Origin of the sequence: Pseudactinotalea sp. HY158, assembly GCF_009660225.1 — a bacterium.
GTDB lineage: Bacteria > Actinomycetota > Actinomycetes > Actinomycetales > Beutenbergiaceae > HY158.
The window spans coordinates 736647-759584 of record NZ_CP045920.1; the positions used below are offsets into that span (position 1 = coordinate 736647).

18 protein-coding genes and 1 pseudogene are annotated in these 22938 nt (G+C 72.1%); 12 read left to right on the top strand and 7 right to left on the bottom strand.

Annotated elements, in window-relative coordinates:
* The first annotated feature begins 149 nt into the window (after positions 1-149).
* Both GCE65_RS03205 and GCE65_RS03210 read left to right on the top strand, forming a co-directional pair.
* Positions 150-1478 (top strand): hypothetical protein, encoded by a 1329-nt coding sequence (locus GCE65_RS03205; protein ID WP_152817453.1) that lies wholly within the window; start codon positions 150-152, stop codon positions 1476-1478.
* 21 nt (positions 1479-1499) lie between these two features.
* Positions 1500-1814 (top strand): PAAR domain-containing protein, encoded by a 315-nt coding sequence (locus GCE65_RS03210; protein WP_194928810.1) that lies wholly within the window; start codon positions 1500-1502, stop codon positions 1812-1814.
* A gap of 3 nt (positions 1815-1817) precedes the next feature.
* Here GCE65_RS03210 and GCE65_RS03215 read toward each other — a convergent pair whose 3' ends face one another.
* The 5 genes from GCE65_RS03215 to GCE65_RS03235 form a co-directional block, all read right to left on the bottom strand.
* Positions 1818-3050, bottom strand: a complete 1233-nt coding sequence (locus GCE65_RS03215; RefSeq protein WP_153877362.1) for an alpha-hydroxy acid oxidase — start codon at positions 3048-3050, stop codon at positions 1818-1820.
* 106 nt (positions 3051-3156) lie between these two features.
* Positions 3157-3615 carry a hypothetical protein gene (locus tag GCE65_RS03220; protein ID WP_153877363.1) on the bottom strand — a complete coding sequence of 153 codons (459 nt, stop codon included), beginning with the start codon at positions 3613-3615 and terminating at the stop codon, positions 3157-3159.
* A 65-nt stretch (positions 3616-3680) separates the two neighbouring features.
* Positions 3681-5000, bottom strand: coding sequence for a signal peptidase I (locus GCE65_RS16480; protein WP_153877364.1), 1320 nt, complete (start codon positions 4998-5000; stop codon positions 3681-3683).
* 60 nt (positions 5001-5060) lie between these two features.
* Positions 5061-5606 carry a SipW-dependent-type signal peptide-containing protein gene (locus tag GCE65_RS03230; RefSeq protein ID WP_153877365.1) on the bottom strand — a complete coding sequence of 182 codons (546 nt, stop codon included), beginning with the start codon at positions 5604-5606 and terminating at the stop codon, positions 5061-5063.
* 253 nt (positions 5607-5859) lie between these two features.
* Positions 5860-6510 (bottom strand): heme oxygenase (biliverdin-producing), encoded by a 651-nt coding sequence (locus GCE65_RS03235; RefSeq protein WP_152817458.1) that lies wholly within the window; start codon positions 6508-6510, stop codon positions 5860-5862.
* 388 nt (positions 6511-6898) lie between these two features.
* On the opposite strand from GCE65_RS03235, the gene GCE65_RS03240 reads away from it, so the two are divergent.
* From GCE65_RS03240 to GCE65_RS03275, 8 genes are all read left to right on the top strand, one after another.
* A complete protein-coding gene (locus GCE65_RS03240) occupies positions 6899-9244 on the top strand; it encodes an HtaA domain-containing protein (protein WP_153877366.1) in 2346 nt (781 codons plus the stop codon).
* A gap of 95 nt (positions 9245-9339) precedes the next feature.
* On the top strand, positions 9340-10464 hold the full coding sequence (locus GCE65_RS03245; protein WP_153877367.1) for a hemin ABC transporter substrate-binding protein: 1125 nt from the start codon (positions 9340-9342) through the stop codon (positions 10462-10464).
* The gene (locus tag GCE65_RS03250) at positions 10461-11585 is read left to right on the top strand and encodes an iron ABC transporter permease (protein ID WP_228760089.1); all 1125 of its coding nucleotides are present in this window, start codon (positions 10461-10463) and stop codon (positions 11583-11585) included. The genes GCE65_RS03245 and GCE65_RS03250 overlap by 4 nt, the downstream gene beginning before the upstream one ends.
* Positions 11585-12421, top strand: a complete 837-nt coding sequence (locus GCE65_RS03255; protein WP_194928811.1) for a heme ABC transporter ATP-binding protein — start codon at positions 11585-11587, stop codon at positions 12419-12421. The genes GCE65_RS03250 and GCE65_RS03255 overlap by 1 nt, the downstream gene beginning before the upstream one ends.
* 106 nt (positions 12422-12527) lie before the next feature.
* Positions 12528-16373 (top strand): family 20 glycosylhydrolase, encoded by a 3846-nt coding sequence (locus tag GCE65_RS03260; RefSeq protein ID WP_153877368.1) that lies wholly within the window; start codon positions 12528-12530, stop codon positions 16371-16373.
* Between the two features lie 135 nt (positions 16374-16508).
* Complete coding sequence (locus GCE65_RS03265) at positions 16509-17543, top strand: metal ABC transporter substrate-binding protein (protein WP_153877369.1); 1035 nt, start codon at positions 16509-16511, stop codon at positions 17541-17543.
* Positions 17540-18280, top strand: coding sequence for a metal ABC transporter ATP-binding protein (locus GCE65_RS03270; RefSeq protein ID WP_153877370.1), 741 nt, complete (start codon positions 17540-17542; stop codon positions 18278-18280). The genes GCE65_RS03265 and GCE65_RS03270 overlap by 4 nt, the downstream gene beginning before the upstream one ends.
* Positions 18281-18320: 40 nt before the next feature.
* Positions 18321-19145 carry a metal ABC transporter permease gene (locus tag GCE65_RS03275; RefSeq protein WP_152817696.1) on the top strand — a complete coding sequence of 275 codons (825 nt, stop codon included), beginning with the start codon at positions 18321-18323 and terminating at the stop codon, positions 19143-19145.
* Between the two features lie 8 nt (positions 19146-19153).
* Here GCE65_RS03275 and GCE65_RS03280 read toward each other — a convergent pair whose 3' ends face one another.
* The gene (locus GCE65_RS03280; protein ID WP_153877371.1) at positions 19154-19831 is read right to left on the bottom strand and encodes a metal-dependent transcriptional regulator; all 678 of its coding nucleotides are present in this window, start codon (positions 19829-19831) and stop codon (positions 19154-19156) included.
* A gap of 37 nt (positions 19832-19868) precedes the next feature.
* Positions 19869-21059: a YeiH family protein gene (locus tag GCE65_RS03285; protein WP_153877372.1), complete on the bottom strand. Its 1191-nt coding sequence runs from the start codon at positions 21057-21059 to the stop codon at positions 19869-19871.
* 71 nt (positions 21060-21130) lie between these two features.
* On the opposite strand from GCE65_RS03285, the pseudogene GCE65_RS03290 reads away from it, so the two are divergent.
* Both GCE65_RS03290 and GCE65_RS03295 read left to right on the top strand, forming a co-directional pair.
* A pseudogene (locus tag GCE65_RS03290) lies at positions 21131-22014 on the top strand (LysR family transcriptional regulator).
* Positions 22015-22063: 49 nt separating this feature from the next.
* Entirely contained in the window at positions 22064-22927 is an 864-nt protein-coding gene (locus GCE65_RS03295) for an aldo/keto reductase (RefSeq protein ID WP_228760090.1), read from the top strand.
* The last annotated feature ends 11 nt before the right edge of the window (positions 22928-22938 follow it).

Here is a 22938-nt window from a genome sequence, read left to right on the forward strand (position 1 = left end):
CGGTCGCGTCGTCGGGGTTGCGGTTCGACGAGAGTATGACGCGGTGCACTTTACGTCCGCTTAACACGGACTTAACGGGCAGCTTCGAGTGCCCCGGAAGACGGCTGTACGGCCATGAATCATCCGTGTGATCTTCCTACGATCACAATATGAGCACGATGGCGCGACTCGAGGAGACAACCGTTCGGCTGACGGCCGGCACCACGGAGACGGTGCCGCTGCTCATACGCAACGACAGCGACATCGTCGAGGGCTACCGGTTCGAGGTCCTGGGGGTGCCCCAGGAATGGACGAGCGTCGAGCCCGCCGAGATCACGGGGCTCTACCCCGGGGCGCAGACCACGGCCGCGATCACCTTCGCGCCCCCCGTCTCCGCACAGGTGCCGGCCGGACGGTTCGATTTCGGCGTCCGGGTCATCCCCACGGAGAACCCCGAGAACGTGGTCGTTCCCGAGGGGATGGTCGAGGTCCTCCCGTTCCTGCAGACCACGGCCGAGCTCATTCCGCGCACGTCGCACGGCCGGCGGGGCGCCCGTCATCGGCTCGCGGTCGACAACCGCGGGAACGCGCCGGTCACCGTGCAGCTCACGGGCGGTGACGAGGCCGGGGCGCTCGAGGTCGAGGTCACCCCGCCGTCGCTCACGGTCGAGCCGGGGCACGCGATGTTCACCGACCTCAAGGTCTCCCCGCTCGACAAGTTCTGGCGGGGGCCGGAGGTCACCCATCCGTTCACGGTGACGGTGGCGGCCGACGCCTCGACCCCGGTCGTACTCGACGGCACGCACGTTCAGGAACCGCTCGTGCCCACGTGGCTGCCCAAACTGCTCCTGGCCCTGCTGGCGCTGCTCATCCTGCTCGCACTGCTCTGGTTCCTGCTGCTCAAGCCGACGATCGTCTCCGCCGCACAGGCCGCGGTGGCCGAACCCGTCGAGCAGGCGAACGAACGGGCGGCCGACGCGATGCAGGCGGCACAGCAGGCGGGGGAGAAGGCCGACCAGGCCGGCACGGCCGCGCAGTCGGCACAGAGCTCCGCCGTCGACGCGGGTGACGCCGCGAATACCGCGAACGAGCTCGTGGGCAGCCCGACCCTCGACGAGGTGGTCTCCCCGATCTCGGACCGGTTGCACACGACCACCGCGGCGGGTTCGACCAACCAGGCGATCTTCGAGGTGCCGGAGAAGACGACGCTCAAGCTCACCGACTTCGTGCTTTCGAACCCGCAGGGCGACTTCGGCCGGCTCGAGGTGCACCTCGACGACAGCGTGATCTTCGACGTCGCCCTCGAGAACTTCCGCAACACCGACTACCACTTCCAGGCGCCGTTCGTGGCGTCGTCGGGCTCGCGGCTGCGGATGGTGGTGCGGTGCGACGAGGTGGGCGTGCCGCCCGCGCAGACACCGCCGCCGACCACGTGCGACACGGCCGTGCTCTGGGGCGGGCAGATGCTCAAGCCGGCGCCGAAGCCCGCCGAGGACTAGCGGCGAGAGGGGAGTCGGGCCATGCCGATGGGACCGGCGCTGCGGGTGGGCGACTCCGCGCTGTGCCCGCTGTTCGACGGGCCGAAGCCGCACGTGGGCGGGCCCATCACCCCCGCGGCCGGGGTGATGACGGTGCTCATCGGCGGGCAGCCGGCCGCCGTGGCGAACGCGATGCCCAGCGGCATCGCCTGCGTCGGGCCCCCGAACGGGATCGCGATGGGCAGCACGACCGTGCTCATCGGAAACTTCCCCGCCGCCCGGCTCGGGGACCAGAGCATGCACGGCACCCCGATCGCGCCCGGGCCCGGAAGCCCGAACGTGATCGTCGGCGGTTGAGTCTCAGCCGCGCGGGAGGAGCCGCTGGAGCTGGGTCACGTGGCTCGACTCGAGTTCGTCCGTGCACGTGACCTGCAGCAGCTTCATCGTGCGCACGACCTGGTCGGCGAGGATCTCGATCGCGCGGTCGACACCCTCGCGGCCCCCGGCCATGAGCCCGTACAGGTAGGCGCGTCCGATGAGGGTGAACTTCGCGCCCAGGGCGATCGAGGCCACGATGTCCGCGCCGTTCATGATCCCGGTGTCGAGCACGATGTCGACGTCGTCGCCGACCTCCCGCGCGACCTCGGGCAGCAGGTGGAACGGGATCGGGGCGCGGTCGAGCTGGCGGCCGCCGTGGTTGGACAGCACGATCCCGTCGACCCCGAGGTCGGCGAGCTTCTTCGCGTCGGCGAGGGTCTGCACGCCCTTGATCGCGATCTTGCCGGGCCACAGGTCGCGGATGACCGCGAGGTCGTCGAAGTCGATGCTCGGGTCCATCGCCGAGTCGAGCAGCTCCCCGACCGTGCCCCCGGTGGCCGACAGCGAGGCGAACTCCAGCTTCGGGGTCGTGAGGAAGTCGAACCACCACCACGGGCGGGGAATCGCGTTGACCACGGTTCCCAGGCTCAGCTGCGGCGGGATCGAGAACCCGTTCCGCGCGTCCCGCAGGCGCGCACCGGCCACCGGGGTGTCGACGGTGAAGAAGAGGGTGTCGAACTCGCTCGCCGCGGCCCGGCGCACGAGTTCGTAGGAGATCTCCCGCTCGCGCATGACGTAGAGCTGGAACCAGTTCCGCCCGTGGGGGTTGGCGGCCTTGACGGCCTCGATCGAGGTGGTGCCCAGGGTCGAGAGGGTGAACGGGATGCCCGCCGCGCCCGCCGCCCCGGCACCGGCGATCTCGCCCTCGGTCTGCATGAGCCGGGTGAATCCCGTGGGGGCGATCCCGAACGGCAGCGTCGACGTGCCGCCGAGGACGGAGGCGGTCGTGTCGAGGCGGGAGACGTCGTTGAGGACGGCCGGGTGGAACTCGATGTCCTTGAATGCCTGCCGGGCCCGGGCGAGGGAGAGTTCCCCCTCGGCCGCGCCGTCGGTGTAGTCGAAGGCGGCCGCGGGGGTGCGGCGCTTGGCGATCGCCCGCAGGTCCTCGATCGTCAGGGCCGCGTCCAGGCGGCGCCTCCTGCCGTCGAGCTCGGGCTTCTTGAACTGCATGAGCTCGAAGATCTCGGCGGGCTTCGGGAACTGGCGCTGGACCATCGGTCACCTCGTTGTTGCGGACACGCAGGACGCTGCTCAGCCTACCGAGCAGGCGACAGTGCTTTGACACGGCGGCGGCGGCGTCGATCGTCCCCGGCCGTCGATCTCAGGCTGGCGGGCCCATGCAGGTGAGAACGAGACCGACGAGTACGTTGACGGCGAGGAGGTTCTCAGTGACTGCTGCACTGGTCCACGGACCGAGCTGAACCGACACGCTCGCTGTGAGTGTCAGGCCGAGGGTGATGTTCTCCGGGCTGAGGGTGTACTCCGTGGAGTCCACCACCGCCGCGCGAGATTCGCCTCCCGGCCGCGTCCACGTCACGAGATAGGTCAACTTGGCGCCGGCGGGTGCGTCATCCGGCGGTGACCAACTGAGTTTCACTTGCCGATTTCCCAGCCCGAACAGACCTCCACTTTTGCATTCCAGATCATTCACCGTGTTGAGGGAAGCCGCCGTGAACGTGGCCTCGGCTCGTTCGCTCGCCCGCCAGGCCGCGTCCGTGCCCGAGGCGCCGAGGCCGACCGTGAGCGTGAGCGCTGCGGCGGCGCAGGCGGCCGCGGCCACGTGGGAACGGGACCGCTGTGATCCGGTCCCCCGGGAACTGGACCGGTCCCGGCCGGTTCGGCGCGTCATCGGGTCGTCCTCCTGCGAATGAGGGCGGCGCCCGCCGTGAGTGCGAGCAGCCCCGCCGCGAGGGCGGGCCATGCGGGACCGGCACCCGTGGCCGGGAGGTGAGCCCCGTCGTCCGAGATCTCCTCGCCGAAGCCGCGGGCGCGCACGGTCAGGTCGACCGAGCCGTCCTGGGGCGCGCGGGGGTCGAGGGTCACGTCGATGCGGAGCCAGCGCTCCTCGGTCGAGTCGAAGCCGAGGAGGTCCCGCCCCGTGAGGTCGACGACGTCCGCCCCGGCGAGGAGTACCTGCTCCTCGCCGGGGCAGGCGGCGCCGCGCCAGGGAATATCGCAGCTCGTGATCCGCGCCGAGAACCGCCCCCGATCCGCGACGCCCGAGGCGCGCACGTCCACGTCGATCCGGCCGCCGTGTCCGTCGGGGGCCTCGGCCCACACGCCCACGATCCATGCGGCACTCTCCCCCGGGGTGAGGGAGCGCATCCCGGGCGCCTCGACCGTTCGAAGACGCAGGTACTCGCCTTCGATCAGCTGCGTGGTCGCCGGGCTCACCGGAGCCGGTGGAGCCGCCGGGGCCGTCGGGGTCGTCGGGGCCGGTGGGGTCGGCGCGGCACGGGCCACGGTCGCCCCCGGGCCGAGGTGCAGCAGGGCGGCGAGGGCGACGACCGCGGTCACGCTCGCGCCGCGCCCGCCGTGCCCACCGCGCCCACCGCTCCCACCGTGCCCGCTGTGCCCACCGCTCCCGCCGTGCCCACTGTGCCCGCCGTCTCGGTCGCTCGCAGCATCGCCGGCGGGTGCGGGAGGTGTGTCCTCCCGCGGCCAGAAGGCCCAGAGCACGAGGAGTGCGGCCGCCAGCGTGATCGGGCCGAGCACCAGCGGGTTCCCGAGGGCGGCGACGATCCGGGCTCCGCCCGGAACCGAGCCGAGCACGCGGCGCACCTCGATCGCGTCGTAGACCCGGGTGTCGGGCTCGGCATTCGCGTCGCCCTGCATCCGAAAGCGCGTCTCGCCCGTGGCCGCGTCGGTGCCGAGGACCTCGATCACGCGGTGGGTGACGGGCAGCTGCCCGGCCTCGCGTTCCACGGTCACCACGTCGCCCATCTCGATCCCGGCGGCGGGGACCTCGCGCACGAGCGCCACGGCACCGGCGGGGATCGATGGCCCCATCGATCCCGTGCGAAAGAGCACGATACTGATATTCAGGGAGATTCCGGCAATGGCGAGCACGGCGATGACCGCCCCGGCGATTGCCGCGAGGTTGAGCAGCAATCCGCCGGCGCGGTCACGCAGGGTCGGGGGCGGCGAGGAATGGCGTGGTCTCATCTATCCGCTTCCACCGGTGGGGTCTCGACCGGGGTCGAGACCCCACCCGTTCGAATACGACTACTTGGACTCCGCGTCGAAGGTCCAGGTCGTGGACGCCGAGGCGCCCTGCGCCAGGTCGGCCGAGGCCGTCACGACGAAGCACAGGAACGCGGGTGTGCCCGCGTCGAGGGTGGTGTTGTAGGTGCCGGTGTCGAGGTTGGAGTCGGTCAGGACTGGGTCGCCGGCGACCCCGGTCGTGCATTCGGCCGCATCGCCGACCTCGTACAGGTCGTACGTCAGGCCGGTGAGTGCCGTGCCGCTCGTGGACATCGTCACGTCCGCCGAATAGTCGCCGGTCACCTGGAGCCCGAACGGGGCGGCCACGGTGTCGCTCGGTGCCAGGGTGCCCGCATCGAACGCGAGCGTGGCCGGCGCGCTCTGGCCGTTGTTCGCCCAGTTCGTGCCGTCGGTGCTGCTCTGGAGCGCGAACGTGCCGGTCGTGAAGGTGCCGGTCGCCGCCTGATCGTCGCTCCAGGCGGCCAGGGTGACGGCCGCGCCGACGCCCAGCACGGCGCCGCCGGCGAGGATCGCCTTGAACTTGCGTGAACGGGTGGACTGCTTCATCTCAACTCCAACTGATGGAAGGACGGAATGTTCGATCAGTGATCGCCCGGCGACAATAAGCGGCAGTGGAACCCGCGATACGCCCTCTTCCCGTGAGTGCGTTTTCGCCCCTGCCGTCCATGGCACCAGAAATCATCCCGATGCTAGCAGTCGATCGGCCTGGTGAAGTGAGACGGCTGTATATGAAGCGGCCGCGCCGGAGGAATTCTCCGGCGCGGCCGAAATGGTGGCGGGTATGGCCCGCCGACCCGTGTCAGATTGCGACCTCCAGGCTCTCGTTCCGGGCCCCGAGATCGACGAAGAGGGCGGCATTGAGGTCGAACGCGATCTTCGCCTCGGCCACGGCCTCGGCTCGCTGGGCGTCGGTGAAGGCGGCCGCGTCGAGCAGCGCGCGGTAGGAGTCCTTGAACGGCTTGACCTTCGGGATGGCGGTGAAGGAGTAGAAGGTCAGCTCCTCGGGCGGGATGCCGTAGTGGCGGCGCAGCATCGCGCTGATCGCCTGGCCGCCGGAGAGGTCGCCGAGGTAGCGCGTGTAGGCGTGCGCCACGTACTGGGCCGGGGTCGAGATCGCGGCGAGGCGATCGACATACACCTCCGTGGCCGGAACGAGGCTCGTGTGCTCGCGCCAGTCCGCGCCCACCATGGCCACGAGGTCCGCCTCGATGCTCGGCAGCCGGATGAGCTCGGGCAGCAGGAAGGCGGCGGTGATCGGATCGTTCGAGAGTCGCTCGCCCAGCTGCTCGAGTGCCGTGTAGATCGCCTCGTGCTGGACCGCGAGGTCGATATAGGCGGGGCGCCCGAGTCGGCCCGACATGAGGTCGGTGACGAACGTGCGGGTCTCGGCGTGCTCGTGCTGTTCCCGGGTGGCGGTGCGCAGCAGTTCCGACAGGGGCGTGGTGGTCATGGCGACGGCGTTCCTCGATCGACGGCGGTGTGTGGGTGGCAGGCGGGGCCGGCCGTGCTGACGCATTGTCACGACAGTGCGTCAGCACACTATGGCACGGTGCGTCGAATAACGACAGTTGTGAGTCACGTATTTGAGACGTGCGGTCGGCCGGGGCGTGAGGTCGGTCACGCGGCGGCGCCGCCGATGCTGGTCGGCGACGGCCGCAATCGCCGCCGCCGAGCCGATCGCGCCGGCGTCACGGGGATCCGACAGCCTGTCAGATCAATATGCAAGGTGCGTGTTGCGATATAAAGCGAGGGAAGGCTAGCCTTACTCGCGCTCCGGCGTGGATGCCGGTGACCCGGGCGAGGCAGACGCATCGCGATCGATCAAGAACGAGGAACCCATGTTGAGAACGAGTCCGTCTCGGCCGTGGCGGCGCTCCGCGAGTGCCCTCTCCACGCTCGCCCTCGCCGCCGTCGGCGTCATCGCAGCGACACCGGCGATGGCCGATGAGGCTGATGACGGGGGTCGGGAGATCCCAGCCGTCGCCGCGGAGTTCGCGGGTGAGATGGAGGTCGAGGTGACCGGGGCGAGCGCGCAGGACGGGCTCGAGTTGAGCGCCTCTGGAACCGGGTTCGCCGACCTGCCGGAGTCGAGCTTGGGGACGCCCGCGGCGGGCTTCTATCTCGCCCTCGTCGACACCTCGATCAGCGATGCGGAACTCAACGCCGACCAGGATCTCGCGACCGCGCTGCAGTACGTGCGGCCGACAGCGGTGAGCGACGGCGCCTGGTCCACGAGCCTGGTCGCCGGTGCCGACCAGCTCGACCGCGAATCGGACTACGAGGTCGTCTCCTGGGTCGCGCACGGCTTCCTCACCGAGGACACCGAGCTCGCCCGCGCGCCGATCACCCTGTCCGACGACCAGCTCGAGGCACTCTTCCCCGGTGATGCGGGCGAGGGGCCCGGCGATGGATCCGGCGAGGGCGGCACGGACGGAACCGACGCTCCCGAGACGACCGTGGCCGTGACCGCGGCCTCGGCGACGGACGGGCTGACCGTGGCGGTCTCGGGCAGCGGCTATGTCGACCTGCCGGACGCCGAGGGCGCCGACGGGTCGGCCAAGCCCGCGATGGGCTTCTACGCCGCGATCCGCGACGCGGCGACGCAGAGCTACGAGGACATCAACGCCTCGACGAGTGCGCTGGCGCTCACCTGGATCATGCCGCAGCAGGTGCGCGGCGGGGCATGGGCGACCGAACTGTCCGTGCCCGCGGGGGAACTGCCCGAGGCCGGCGACTTCGAGCTGCTCACCTGGTCCGCGCACGGGAACCTGACCGAGGCGACCCTCATCGACACCGCGCCGATCACCCTGTCCGACGACCAGCTCGAGGCACTCTTCCCCGGTGATGCGGGCGAGGGGCCCGGAGATGGATCCGGCGAGGGCGGCACGGACGGGACCGACGCTCCCGAGACGACCGTGGCGGTGACCGCGGCCTCGGCGACGGACGGGCTGACCGTGGCAGTCTCGGGCAGCGGCTATGTCGACCTGCCGGATGCCGAGGGCGCCGACGGGTCGGCCAAGCCCGCGATGGGCTTCTACGCCGCGATCCGCGACGCGGCGACGCAGAGCTACGAGGACATCAACGCCTCGACGAGTGCGCTGGCGCTCACCTGGATCATGCCGCAGCAGGTGCGGGATGGGGCATGGGCGACCGAATTGTCCGTGCCCGCGGGGGAGCTGCCCGAGGGCGGCGACTTCGAGCTGCTCACCTGGTCCGCGCACGGGAGCCTGACCGAGGCGACCCTCATCGACACCGCGCCGATCACCCTGTCCGACGACCAGCTCGAGGCACTCTTCCCGGCCGGTCCGGGCGAGGGTGGCACGCCGGAGCAGCCGGGCACCACGCCCGAGCAGCCGGACGGTCAGGAGCCGGAGGCCGAGGAGAACGAGGGCCCGGCCCTCGAGAACACGGCCCCGGTCGTGACCGGCAAGCTCGAGAAGCAGAAGGACGACGGCACGGTCGTCACCTGCACCGTCGAGACCGTCCAGGGCTCGGCGGGCACCCCGCGCCTGACCTGGGGCGTCAAGTCCTCGTTCGCGAGCTACATCGAGGGCGGCATCGCGAAGGGATCGATCTCCACCGCCGGCGGGGCGGCCCGCGGCGGCGGCGGCTTCACCTGGGGCGCGGGATCGGGCAGCCTCGACGCCTCCGGCGCCGGCACCGTCACCTTCCCCGGATCCGTCCACTTCTCCGGCCACGACGGCGTGCTCACCACGACCGTCTCGAACGTGCGGGTCAAGGTGACCGGCGCCCGCTCCGGCGTGCTCGTCGCCGACATCGCCTCCCAGGACATGGAGGGCAACGACCTGTCCGCCCGCGGCGTGACCTTCGCCGACCTGTCGTTCTCGTCGGTCTCCGGCCAGGGCGGCACGGCATCCGCCACCCTGACCGCCGCCGGGGCGAAGGCGTTCGCCGGCTTCTACTCCGCCGGTGAATCCCTCGACTCCCTCACGCTCTCCGTCAGCGGGGCCACCGCCGACACGACCGAGGAGGTCTGCTACGACCAGGACGGCAACCGCGTGAACGCCGACGGCACCACCTACACCGGCGACGGGCTCGCCCACACCGGCCTCGGGGGCGCGGACGATCTCATCGCCCTCGTCGCGGGACTCACCCTCGCCGGGGCGGTCCTGCTGCTCGCCCGGGCGCGGACCACGCGCCGCGGTTCAGCGCTGCGCCGCTGACCGAACGATCGGGTGCTCCCGGGGCGATCCCCGGGGGCACCCGGTCCTTCACAACGACAGATCGACCGATCGACCACCACAGCAAGGAGTCGCCCGTGAAGCGGTCCAGGATCGCCGCCGCGACGATCGCCGCCCTGGCCATGCTCGCGGCGGGCTGCTCCGCCCCCGCAACCGGGGGCGACCCCGCCGCGACGGCGACCACGGGGGCCACCGCGGCGACCCCGACCGGAGCCGCGACCGAGGGCGAGGACGCGGGAGAGCCGGGCGCCGTCGTCAATGCGCTCGACCTCACCGGGCCCGCCCACGCGGCCGATGTGCCGGACATGGAGCCGGTCGTGACGCGGGCGAGGCCGAGCCTGCCCGTGACCATCACGGATGCGGCGGGGGAACAGGTCACGATCGAGAAGGCCGACCGCCTGCTCAGCCTCGACCTGTACGGCACGCTCACCGACACGGTCATCGGGCTCGGGCTGGGGGACTCCCTCGTGGGGCGCGCCAACTCGGACCTGCAGGCCTCGCTCGCGGACCTGCCCGTGGTCACCCGCGGCGGCCACGACCTCAACGTCGAGGCGATCCTCGGACTCGAGCCCGACCTCATCCTCACCAACACGACGATCGGAACCGCCGCCGCCTACAGCCAGCTCGAGGCCGGCGGGGTCACGGTCGTGCGATTCGAGCAGATCCCCACGTTCGAGGGAATCGCGACGACCATCGAGGCGGTCGGTGCGGCCGTCGGGATGGCGGTGGAGGCGACCACGTTGGCGGAGGACACCCAGGACCGGCTCACGGTCGCGCTCGAGCGGGTCGAGGAGCTCGCCGCGGGCACCCCGCGGCCACCTCGCGGATTGGTGCTCTACGTGCGCGGCACCGCCGGGGTGTTCTTCATCCTCGGCGCCGAGTACGGCGCCGCCGACATCCTCGGGGCGCTCGGGCTCGCGGACGTCGCCGGGGAGAACGGCATCGACAACCTGCGGCCCGCGAACGCGGAGTCCCTCGTGAGCCTCGATCCCGAGATCGTGCTCGCCATGGACGACGGCGTCGAATCGAGCGGCGGGATCGACGGCTTCCTCGACCGGCCCGGGATGGCCGCGACCACCGCCGGGATGAACGAGCGCGTCGTCACCGCCGCGGACAGTCAGCTCCTCGCCTACGGCCCCCGCACCCCGGAGAACCTCGTGGCGCTCGCCGAGGCGATCTACACCGGCGGCGACGCCTCGTGATCACCGCGCCGGACGCGCCCGAGACCCTCGCCGCCCGGGAGCCCGCGCGGCCCGGTCCAGCCCGCGGCGCCGGCAGCCTGCGGGCGAACCGGCGCGGCCTGCGCGCCGCGATCGTCGGCTCGGTGCTCACGGTCGGACTCCTCGCCACCCTCGTGGCCTCGGCCACGATCGGGCAGTTCGACACGACCCCCGGCGAGGTGGTCGATTCCCTCGTGCGCGTGCTCACCGGCGCGGCCTCCCCGAGCGAGTCGCGCCTCGACGCCGCCCTGTGGGCCATCCGCTTCCCCCGCGCGCTGCTGGCGATGATCGTCGGCGCCTGCCTCGCGGTCGCGGGCGCCGTGATGCAGGGCGTGTTCGCGAACCCGCTCGCCGAGCCGAGCATCGTCGGGGTGAGCTCGGGCGCCTCGGTCGGGGCGGCGGTCGTCATCGTCTTCGGCCTCACCGCCGTCACCCCCGCGGCGCTGCCGATCGCGGCGTTCCTCGGCGCGCTCGTGGTCACGCTCGCGGTCTGGGCACTGGCCCGCACCGGCGGCAAGGCGGCCGTGCTCACCCTCGTGCTCACGGGCATCGCCATCAACGCGATCGCGACCGCGGCCACGAGCTTCCTCATCTTCCTCGGCGACACCTCCTCCCGCGAGCAGGTCATCTTCTGGCAGCTCGGCACCCTCTCGGACGCGCGCTGGAGCAGCGTGGCGATCACCGGGGGCGTGTTCGCGGTTGCGTTCGCCGGCTGCCTGCTCGTGCGCGGGAACCTCGACGTGCTCGCCCTCGGGGACACCTCGGCCGCCACGAGCGGGGTGCCGGTCGAGCGACTGCGCGTCATCGCGATCCTGCTCGTGTGCCTCCTCACGGGGGTCGCGGTCGCGTTCTCCGGGGTCATCGCCTTCGTCGGGCTCATCGTTCCGCATGCGCTCCGGCTGCTCGTGGGGCCCTCGCACCGCTACCTCGTGCCGCTCTCGGCGCTCGGGGGAGCGGTGCTGCTCAGCCTCGCCGACATCGTGGCGCGCACGATCATCCCCTTCGGGGACCTGCCGATCGGGATCTTCACGGCCGTGGTCGGCGGCCCGCTGTTCCTGGTGCTGCTGCGGCGGACCCTGCGCGGGCAGGGGGTGCGCGCCTGATGGCCGCCCTCGCCCTCGCCGGCGTGAGCGTCTCGATCGGGGGCGCACGGATTCTGGACGACGTCTCGGTCGCCTTCGCGCCCGGGCTCGTCACGGCCCTCATCGGGCCGAACGGGGCCGGCAAGTCGACCCTGCTGTCGGTGGCGGCCGGGTACCTCGCGCCCGACCGCGGCAGCGTCACCCTCGGCGGGGAGGAACTCGCGCGGATCCCGGTGCGCCGCGCCGCGCAGCTGCGGGCCGTCATGGCCCAGGACTCGACCGTCGCCTTCCCGTTCACGGTGCGCGAGGTCGTGGCGATGGGACGGACCCCGTGGAACACCACGCCCGGGGACGACGACGCGATCGTCTCCCGGGTGCTCCACCTGACCGAGCTGACCGAGTTCGCCGATCGGGAGATCACCACCCTCTCCGGCGGGGAGCGGCAGCGGGCCGCGTTCGCCCGGGTGCTCGCCCAGGCGATGCCCGTGCACGAGGCCAGCGTGCTCCTGCTCGACGAGCCGACCGCCGCCATGGACATCGCCCACGCCGAGTCGACCCTGCGGCTCGCCCGCGGGATCGCCGCGCGCGGGGCGGCCGTGGGGATCGTCGTGCATGATCTGGACGCGGCGGCCTCCTACGGCGATCACCTCGTGCTCATGGATCGCGGTCGCGTGCACGCCGCGGGACCCGTGCGGGAGGTGTGCACGCCGGAGCTGCTCTCCGGGGTCTATCGAACGCCCATCGACGTGCTCGAGCACGCGGGCCGGGTGCGCATCGCGCCGAGCCGGGGCGAGCAGCGCGCCGCCGGCCTGAGCGACACCGCCGAGCTTGCCGCCGGCCTGTCCCTCGACCTGTGATCACCGCGAATGATGGAATCTGACGCATGTTGAACAGGGACTAACAACTTCGCGCACCTTCGGCTACCATGAGCGAGCATTCGCTGTGCGATCCGAAGGATGAACAATGAAGTTACGACAGTCATGGCGCCCGCAGACGTGGGGAGCCGGCCTGGGAGTCCTGGCGCTCGCGCTCGGTCTCTCGGCCCCCGCGCTCACCGCGCCGCCCGCGCAAGCGGCACCGGCGGACGAGGGCACGAATCTCGCCCTCGCCTCGGCCGGAGCGGAGGTCAGCGCCTCGGGCACCGAGGTGAGCGACGGGCGCTGGAGCACCGACCTGGCCACGGACGGGGACCGGTCGACCCGGTGGTCGGGGAACACCTCCGACGACGCCTGGATCCAGGTCGAGCTCGCCTCCCCCGCGGTCGTGGACCACGTGACGATCTACTGGGAGGACGCCTGCGCGGCGAAGTACAAGCTGCAGGTCTCCGACACCGGGGCCGAGGGCAGCTGGAGCGACGCCACCGACGTGATCGAGCCGGTCTGCGGCACGGTGGACCGGCAGAGCCTCACCACCACCGAGCCGGTCTCCTTCGTGCGCATGCAGACGATCGAACGCACCCCGTTCGGAGGAGTGAAGTACGGCGTGTCCCTCTTCGAGTTCGAGGTCTGGGACGGGCCCGAGCCCACGCCCGTGACCCGCGAGGCGAGCCTCGTGCCGCTGCCCGCCTACGTGGACTGGGCCGGCGAGGACGCCGAGCCGTTCCGGCTGACCGACGCCACGCGGATCCTCGCCGAGGACGGCCTCGCCGGTGAGGCGGCACTGCTCGCCGCCTCGCTGCGCGGATCGACCGGCTTCGACGTGCCGATCGAGACCGGCACGGCCGGAGCGAGCGCGAGCGACATCGTGCTGACCACGGGGGACCTCGACCAGGCCGTCGCCGACGCCGGGCTCGCGGACGCCTCGCTCGCCGAGAACCCGCTCGACGGCGGCGCGGAGACCTACCAGCTCGACGTCAGCGCCGCCGGCGCGATCGTCACCGGCGCCTCCGCGCACGGCGTGTTCAACGGCACCCAGACCCTGCTCCAGCTGCTGCCCGAGTTCGTGTACTCGCCCACGGCCGTCGCGACCGACTGGGCCGCCCCGGCCGTCACCATCGTCGACTCGCCCCGCTACGACTACCGCGCCATCATGCTCGACCCGGCCCGTTCCTTCCTCACAGTGGACGAGGTCAAGCACGTGCTCGACGCGATGGCGAATGCCAAGATGTCGGCCCTGCACCTGCACCTGGCCGACGACCAGGGCTGGCGGATCGAGATCACCAACGAGGGCAAGGCCGACGACGACCCGATCGACTACACCCGGCTGACGGAGATCTCCGGCAAGACCGCGATGAACAAGCTCGGGGCCACCTACAAGGACGAACTCGGCCACACCGGCTACTACACGCAGGAGGACTACACCGACATCGTGACCTATGCCGCCGAGCGGCACATCACGGTCGTGCCCGAGATCGACCTGCCCGGCCACACGAACGCCGCGCTGCACGCGATCCCGGAGCTCAACACGGCCGGCTCCTCCCACGAGGGCACGGCCGCGGAGCCCACGGCGCCCGCGAACGGCAGCGGCGACGTCGGCTACTCCTACCTCGACCCCGACTCCGAACTCTCCTTCACGTTCATCGAGCACGTGCTCGGCCAGATCGCCGCGCTCACGCCCGGTGAGTACCTGCACATCGGCGGCGACGAGTCGCATGCGATGACCAGTCGCTACGGCATCGACGGATTCAACGAATTCGTCGCGCGCACGATCCAGATCGTGCACGACCTCGACAAGAAGCCGATCGGCTGGAGCGAGATCGCCGCCGGCACCCTCAACCCCGGCGACGGCGTGCAGTACTGGGTCGGCGGCACGGCCGACATCACCCGGGCCGTCACCCAGGAGGGCGCCAAGGTGCTCGTCTCGCGCGGCGGGAACTCCTATATCGACATGAAGTACAACCCGAAGACCCCGATCGGGCTCACGTGGGCGTGCTCGGGCATCTGCGACTTCGACCGGTACTACGACTGGAACCCGGCGGCCACGATCGGCGGCGTCGACGACCCCGCCATCCTCGGCAACGAGGCGCCCATGTGGTCCGAGACGATCCGGGGCGGCTACCAGGCCGAGTTCCTCGCCTTCCCGCGGGCCTTCTCGCACGCGGAGATCGGCTGGTCGCAGCAGAGCGACCGGAACGTCGCCGAGTTCGCCCAGCGGATGGCGACCCAGGGCGTGCGGATGCTCGCCGGCGGCTGGAACTTCTACGACGGCGACAGGGCCGTGTGGGACACGGCGCTCGTCGGCACCGACCTCGAGGCCAAGCCCGGGGCCGACGTCACCTTCGACGTCGGGCTGCTCGCGGCGCCGGGCACGACGACCGACGGCGCGAGCGTCGCCGTCGACACGGTGGACGACGAGGACGGCGTGAGCCGCTCGAGCCTCGACGGCCCGCTCACGGCGACCGTCGACTTCGGCGACGGCACGGCGGCGCAGCAGGTGACCTTCTCGACCGAGCAGGCCCGGGACTCCCTCCACGCCGGCAGCCTGTACACCCTCGAGGCCGGGCACGCCTACGCCACGGCCGGCGAGTACACGGGAACGATCACCGGTTCCGACGGATCGGTGGCGACCTTCACCGCCCGCATCGCGGCCGACGCCGAGAACCCGAGCGAGCCGGTCTCGCCCTGGGATCCGGCCGCGACCCCGACGGTGACGTTCACCGACGACGACGCCGCGGCGGGGGCTCGCACCCAGGTGTCGATCTCCGGCTTCGAACCGGGCAAGCACGTCGCCCTCACCTTCGACGGGCAGGCCACGAACTCCCTCGTGCCGGGGGCCGGCGGCACGCTGACGGTCTACTGGCAGGTGCCGCCGGCCGTGACGAACGGCGAGAAGGTGCTCGAGGCCGTTCAGGGCGAGCGCACGGCGTCGGACTCGATCGTCGTGACGGACGGGCGCCTCGCCCTGCCGAACCCGATCCCGCAGACGCAGTACTCGATCGCCGACGTCTCCAGCCAGGAGACCGCCGGTGAGCCCGCGGGCAGCGGCGTGGCCACCGCCGCGATCGATGGCGACCCGGCCACCTACTGGCACACGAAGTGGCAGGGCGGGGCGGACCCGCTGCCGCACCACATCACCCTCGACCTGGGCGGCGTGTACGACGTCGAGGCACTCGAGTACACGCCGCGCCAGTCCAATACGAACGGTCTGATCGACGACTACACGATCTCTGTCTCGATGGACGGCGAGACGTGGGGCGATCCCGTGGCCACCGGCAGCTTCGACAGCAGCCGCACGCCCCAGGTCGTGCCCTTCACGGCGACCGAGGGCCGGTACGTGCGCCTGACGGCCACGTCCTCCAAGGCCGGCAACGACTACGCCGGTGCCGCGGAACTGCGCGTGGGCGGGGTCCCCGCCGACGACGGCGGGTCCGGCGACGACGGTACGGCCGACTCCTCCGGTTCCGGCACGGACGCCGGTGCCGACGCCGATTCGTCGGGTTCGGGTACGGACGCCGGTGCCGACGCCGACTCGTCGGGTTCGGGTACGGACGCCGACGCCGACTCGTCGGGTTCGGGTTCGGGTACGGACGCCGACTCGTCGGGCTCCGGTACGGATGCGGATGCCGATTCATCGGATGCCGGTACTGCCGCGAGCGCCGACACGTCGGGTTCTGGTGCCGGGTCTGATGCGGACGCCGGTGCCGATCCTGCGGATCCCGGTGCCGATTCCGCCGGCGCGGGTGACGGCAGTGACGGTGGCGATGGCGGAGGCCGGGACGCCGGGGCGGATGCGCTCCCGACCGTCCCGGGGGTCGACGAGCCGGGCGACCTGCCGGACACCGGGGCTTCCGTGCTCCCGGCGGCGCTCATCGCCTGTCTCGTGATCCTGGGCGGGGTGGCTCTCCTGGTCCGCCGAGGCGCCCGCGGCTGACCGCGGAACGGCTCACCGCCGGGGCCCCGGTCACCATCGGTGGCCGGGGCCCCGGCATGCCCGGGAGACCGTCGCTCGGAATGTTCGCCTAGGCGTAGTTTGAGGATTAGGCGACTTGGGTCTACGATCCGGGTCATGCCTTCTCCCATCGTCGTGTGCCGGCCCGGCCCCGCCCGTCGCCGTCGGGGGGCAGCCATCGCCGCAAGCCTCGCGGTGCTCACGCTCGCCGCGGCATGCTCCGGTGGCCCCGGGTCCACCGGAATTGCAGGGGTGGACGCCGGCCCAGGCGCCGGCCCAGGCGAAGACAAGGTCGGGGCGTCCGGGGCCGACGACCGGCCCCTCGTGCTCACCACATTCACGGTGCTCGCCGACATCGCCCGAAACGTCGCCGGCGACCACCTCCAGGTCGAGTCCCTGACCAAGGTCGGAGCCGAGATCCACGGATACCAGCCCACCCCCTCGGACCTGCAGCGGGCCGAGGGGGCCGACCTCGTGCTCGACAACGGCCTCGGCCTCGAGGCGTGGTTCGCCCGGTTCATCGGCAGCGGATCGACCGCCCATGTCACGGTCACCGACGGCGTGGACGTGCTCCCCATCGCCGGCGGGCCCGAGAGCGGTGCCCCGAACCCCCACGCCTGGATGAGCCCGGTGAATGCGGGCGTCTACGTGGACAACATCGCCGCCGCATTCGCCGAGCTCGACCCGGCCCACGCGGCCGACTACCGGGCCGCCGGGGCCCGCTACCGGCGCGAGGTCGAGGCCGTGGGCACCGGGCTGCTCGACCGGCTCGCGGGCCTGCCGTCATCGGCCCGGATGCTCGTCACGTGCGAGGGGGCGTTCTCCTACCTCGCCCGCGACGCCGACCTGACCGAGGGCTACCTCTGGGCCGTCAACGCCGAGCAGGAGGCCACCCCGCGCACCGTCGCCGGCGTCATCGACGTCGTGCGTGAGCGCGGAGTGCCCGCGGTGTTCTGCGAGTCGACGATCTCCCCCCGCACGATGATGCGAGTGGTCGAATCCACCGGTGCCGCCTTCGGCGGGACCCTCTACGTCGACTCCCTCTCCCCACCCGACGGGCCCGTGCCCACCTACCTGGACCTGCTGCGTCACGACGCCGACGTCATCGCCGGCGCGCTCACGGCCGGCCACGACGACAAGGAGGGGCGATGACCGACCCGGCACTCGTCGTCCGTGATCTGACCGTGCACTACGGGCCGGTCCGCGCTCTCGACGCGGTGAGCCTCACCCTGGCCGCGAGCCGCGTGTGCGGGCTCATCGGCATGAACGGATCGGGCAAGTCCACGCTCTTCAAGGCGATCCTCGGGCACGTTCCCCTCGACGCCGGCGACGTGTCGATCTTCGGGCGCACGCCGGCGGCCGCACGGTCCGCGGGGCTCGTGGGCTACGTGCCGCAGACCGAGGCGGTCGACTGGGACTTCCCGGTCTCCGTGCGCGAGGTGGTGATGATGGGCCGGTACGGACGGATGGGCCTGCTGCGCCGCCCCCGCCGCGTCGACCACGAGGCCGTGGCGGAGGCACTCGACCGCGTCGAGCTCACCGACCTGGCCCACCGCCAGATCGGCCGGCTCTCGGGGGGACAGCGCAAGCGGGCCTTCGTCGCCCGCGGGATCGCCCAGGGGGCCCACCTCATGCTGCTCGACGAACCCTTCGGCGGGGTGGACAAGCGCTCGGAGGCCATGCTCGTGGGGCAGCTGCGCCGACTCGCGGCGGGCGGCGTCACGGTGCTCGTCTCCACCCACGACCTCGCGGGCCTGCACGACCTGGCCGACGAGGCGATCCTGCTCCTGCGCACCGTGCTCGCCCACGGGCCGACCGCGAGCGTGCTCACGCCCGCCCGCCTCGCGGGCGCCTTCGGTCTCGACGTGCTCGGGGGTGCCCGTGACTGACCTGCTCGCCCTCCTGACCGCCCCGTTCGCCTACGAGTTCATGGTGCGGGCGCTGCTCATCACCCTCGCCGCCTCCGGGGTGTGCGCGCTGCTCAGCTGCTGGCTCGTGCTCATCGGCTGGTCGCTCATGGGGGAGGCGGTCTCCCACGCCGTGCTGCCCGGGGTCGTGCTCGCCTACCTCGTCGGGGTGCCGTTCGCGATCGGGGCGGTCGTCTTCGGCGGGCTCGCCGTGGTCCTCATCGGCACCGTCCGCCGGACCACCCGGCTCAAGGAGGACGCCGCCATCGGGATCGTGTTCACCACGCTCTTCGCGGGCGGGCTCGTGCTCGTCTCGGTCACCCCGAGCGAGGTGGACCTGTTCCACATCATCTTCGGGAACCTGCTCGGGGTCTCCCGCGCCGACCTCGCCCAGGTGCTCATCCTCGGGGCGATCGTGGTGATCGTGCTGCTGGCCCTGCGGCGCGACCTGACCCTCGTGGCCTTCGACTCGACCCACGCGCACGCGATCGGGCTGAGTCCGCGGCTGCTCAACGCCGTGCTGCTCGGGCTGCTCGCGCTCACCGCCGTCGTGGCGCTGCAGGCGGTCGGGGTGGTGCTCGTGGTCGCGATGCTCATCACGCCGGGGGCGACCGCCTACCTGCTGACCGACTCGTTCTCCCGGATGCTGCTCATCGCGCCGGGCATCTCGATGCTGTGCGGGCTCGCGGGGATCTATGCGAGCTACTACCTCGACACCTCCTCGGGGGCGATGGTCGTGCTCGCCCAGGGGCTCGCCTTCGGGGCGGTCTACCTGCTCAGCCCCTCGCACGGGGTGATCATGCGGCGCCTGGCCGCGCGCCGTCGTCGTCGCGCCCTGGCCGGGTGAGCGCCGGCTCAGTGGCCGGTGAGCGCGACCCACAGCGCCGTGGTGGCGCTCGCCCCCAGGTTCACCGGCTCCCGGCCCGCGACGGAGACGGTCACGGCGTCGGAGTAGGGCGGTCCCGGGGTCAGGCCGAGGCTCGAGCCGACCCCGATGCCGGCGTCGGCGCAGAATGCGAGCAGCGCCGGGTCCTCGTCGGAGATCCGCTCGAGGGTGACCGTGGCGGGCGCCGGCACCGTGCTCAGCTGGACGGCGTCCGGCGGGTGGATCACGCCGGCGGCGGTGGGAATCGGGTCGCCGTGGGGGTCGCGGGCCGGATGGCCCAGGAGCGCATCGATCCGCTCGACGAGGGCGTCGGAGACGGCGTGTTCGAGCGCGTCGGCCTCGTCGTGGACCTCGTGCCACCGATAGTGCAGGATCTCGACGAGGAAGGTCTCGATGAGCCGGTGGCGCCGCACCATCGTCAGGGCATGGCGCCGTCCCAGGGCGGTGAGGGCGACGGCGCCGTAGGGCGTGTGGGTGACGAACCCCTGGGAGGCGAGCCTGCGCACGGCGTCCGAGACGCTCGACATCCGCAGCCCGGCCTTCTGGGCGATGTCGGTGGGGGTGACCGGGGCGTGGGACCACTCCTGCAGCCCCCAGATGATCTTGAGGTAGTTCTGGGTGCTCGGCGTCAACTCCGAAACGGACATGCGCCGAGCCTACCCAGGGCCGCGACCGCGGCGGATCCTACGTCAGGCCGGTGGTCGCCGCCTGGATGAGCAGGCTCGTGGCGGTGACGCTCAGCCACAGCACGAATCCGAGCAGCAGCGGGGCCGGGCCGGTGCGCCGCAGCCCGGCCACGTCGGTGGACAGACCGATCGCCGTGAGCGCCATCGTGATGAGGAAGACCGAGGCCGTGATGAGGACGTCCGCGGCCGTGGGCGGCAGGGGGTGGATCGAGTTGACCGTGGCCAGCACGAGGAAGCCGATGAGGAACCACGGCACGAGGGTGAACAGCCCCGGGCGGCGCGGGGCGGGCACGGCAGTGTTGTCGGCGTGGCCGGCAGGGCCGGCGGTGTTGTCGGCTGTGCTGTCGGCAGGGGAGATGCGGGCGGACCGGCGCGCCTGCAGATAGGCGAGCCCGAGCACGATCGGGATGATCATGAGCGTGCGGGTCAGCTTGACCACGACCGCCACGTCGGTGGCCTCCCGGCCGTAGGTGGCGGCCGCCGCGACGACCGAGGAGGTGTCGTTCACCGCCGTCCCGGCGAAGACCCCGAAGGCCTCCTGGCTCATCCCGAGGGCGTGCCCCACCCACGGGAAGAGGAGGACGGCGAGGATGTTGAACAGGAAGATCGTGCTCAGGGCGTAGGCGACCTTGCCGGCGGCGGGCTTGACCACGGGGGTGACCGCGGCGATGGCCGACGCGCCGCAGATCGCCGTGCCGACTCCCACGAGCGTCGTCAGATCCCGGTCGATGCGCAGGAGCCGCCCGACGCCCCAGGCGACGCTCAGGCACACGGTCAGGGTGCCGAGCATGACCGGCAGGGAGTGCCAGCCGGAGCGCAGCACCTGCGGGATGGACACCTGGGCGCCGAGGAGCACGACGGCGGCCTGAAGCACCCGCCCGCCCGCGAACTTCACCCCGGCGGCCAGTCGCGGCGCCCGCCGCACCGGCCGAAGGAGCGAGGCGGTGACGACCCCGAGGAGCACCCCGCTCACCGGCCCGCCGACCACGGGGAATGCGCGGCCGATGAGCATCGCCACGACCGCGATCGGCACGACGAGCGCGAGTCCCGGAAGCAGCCGGGTCCAGCGCGCCCGGGAGGTCTGGGGGGTCTGGGCGGGTTGCGAAGGCCGGGTGGGCTGCGGGGCGGGATCGCCGGCCGTCGTCGCGGGGGCCGCGACGGGGGTCGAGGGGTGCTCGGAATGGGGCATGGATCCACCGTGGCACAGGGGCCGGGGTCGCCGGTACCCACAGAGTACAGGGATACCCATAGGATATTGCTATGGCAGGTGTGGATCTGGAGGAGCTGCGGCTGCTCGTCGCGGTGGCCGATCACGGCTCGATCTCGGCGGCGGCCCGGTTGCGGCGGATCAGCCAACCGAGCGCGTCGGCGCGGATGCGTCGGCTCGAGCACTCCCTCGGCCTCGAACTGCTCGACCGGCGCAGCCGGGGGGCGGAACTGACCGACCACGGCCGGGCGGTCACGAGCTGGGCGCGCTCCGTTCTCGCCGCGGCCGACGCCCTCCTCACCGGCGCGGAGGCGCTGCGCACCGACCGGCCCGTGCGGGTCGCGGCCTCCCAGACGATCGCGGAGTTCCTCGTTCCCGCCTGGTTGGCCCAGGCGCGGGAGCGCTCGGGGGAGCCCGTGCACCTGCGGGTGGCCAACTCGGCGGCGGTCGTGGCCGCCGTGCGCGACCGCAGCGCCGACCTCGGCTTCATCGAGGGGCCGCGGGCGCCCTCCGACCTCACGTGGACCACGGTCCGCACCGACCGGCTCGTGCTCGTCGTCGCCCCCGGGCACCGGCTCGCGCGGGTCCGTTCCCCGCTGTCGGCCGAGCAGGTGGCCGCCCTGGCTCTCGCCTCCCGGGAGGAGGGATCGGGCACCCGCGAGACCCTGGCGCGGCGCGCCGGGCCGGCGTGTCGGCGGTGTCCGGCCCGGCGGTGACGGTCGACTCGAACGCCGCGGTCAAGGTGGTCGTGGCCGCCGGCGCCGTGCCGGCGATGCTCAGCGAGCTGGCCGTCGCGGCGGAACTGCAGGACGGCCGGCTCGTCGAGGTGCCCACCGCCGGGCTGGACACGCGCCGGCGGCTGCGGGCCGTCTGGCGCCGGGGCACGACCCCGCGGGCCGGGGGAGCGGCGCTGCTCGCCATCGCCACGGGCCGGTAGGAGAGGCCGGACGCGCCCGCGCGGGCGCCGCGGTGGTTAGGGTGTCGGAGTGACTATCCAACCAAGCAACGTGCCCCTTGTCTCACTCAACGACGGCACCGCGATCCCGCAGCTCGGCTTCGGGGTGTGGCAGGTGCCCGACGACCAGGCCCAGGTCGCCGTGGAGGAGGCGCTGCGGGTCGGCTACCGCCACATCGACACCGCGGCCGCCTACGCCAACGAATCCGGCGTCGGCCGGGCGTTGGCGACCTCCGGCCTCGCCCGCGACGACGTCTACATCACGACCAAGCTGTGGAACGCCGACCAGGGCTATCACAGCGCCCTCGACGCCTACGAGGCCTCGCTCGACAAGCTCGGCATCGAGACCGTCGACCTCTACCTCATCCACTGGGCGGCGCCCTCGTTCGACCTCTACTCCGACAGCTGGAAGGCCCTCGCCAAGCTGCGCGAGGAGGGGCGCGTGCGCTCGATCGGGGTGTCGAACTTCGAGGCCGATCACCTCCAGCGCATCATCGTGGAGACGGGCGTCACGCCGGTCATCAATCAGATCGAGGTCCACCCCTACCTCCAGCAGGAGACGATGCGTGCCACGAACTCCTCCCACGGCATCGCCACCGAGGCGTGGTCGCCGCTGGGCAGCGGTCACGGGCTGCTCGAGGATCCGGCGCTCGTGCGGATCGCCGAGACCCACGACGCCACCCCGGCCCAGGTCGTGCTCGCCTGGCATCTCGCGATCGGGAACGTCGTCATCCCCAAGTCCGTCACGCCCTCGCGCATCGCCGAGAACTTCGCCGCGACCGGCCTCGAACTCGAGCCCGAGGACGTCGACGTGATCACCGAGCTCGACCGGAACGAGCGCTACGGCGCCCACCCGGCCGAGGCCGCCTTCGGCAAGCCCGCGCACCTGGCCTGACCGGCCGGCGC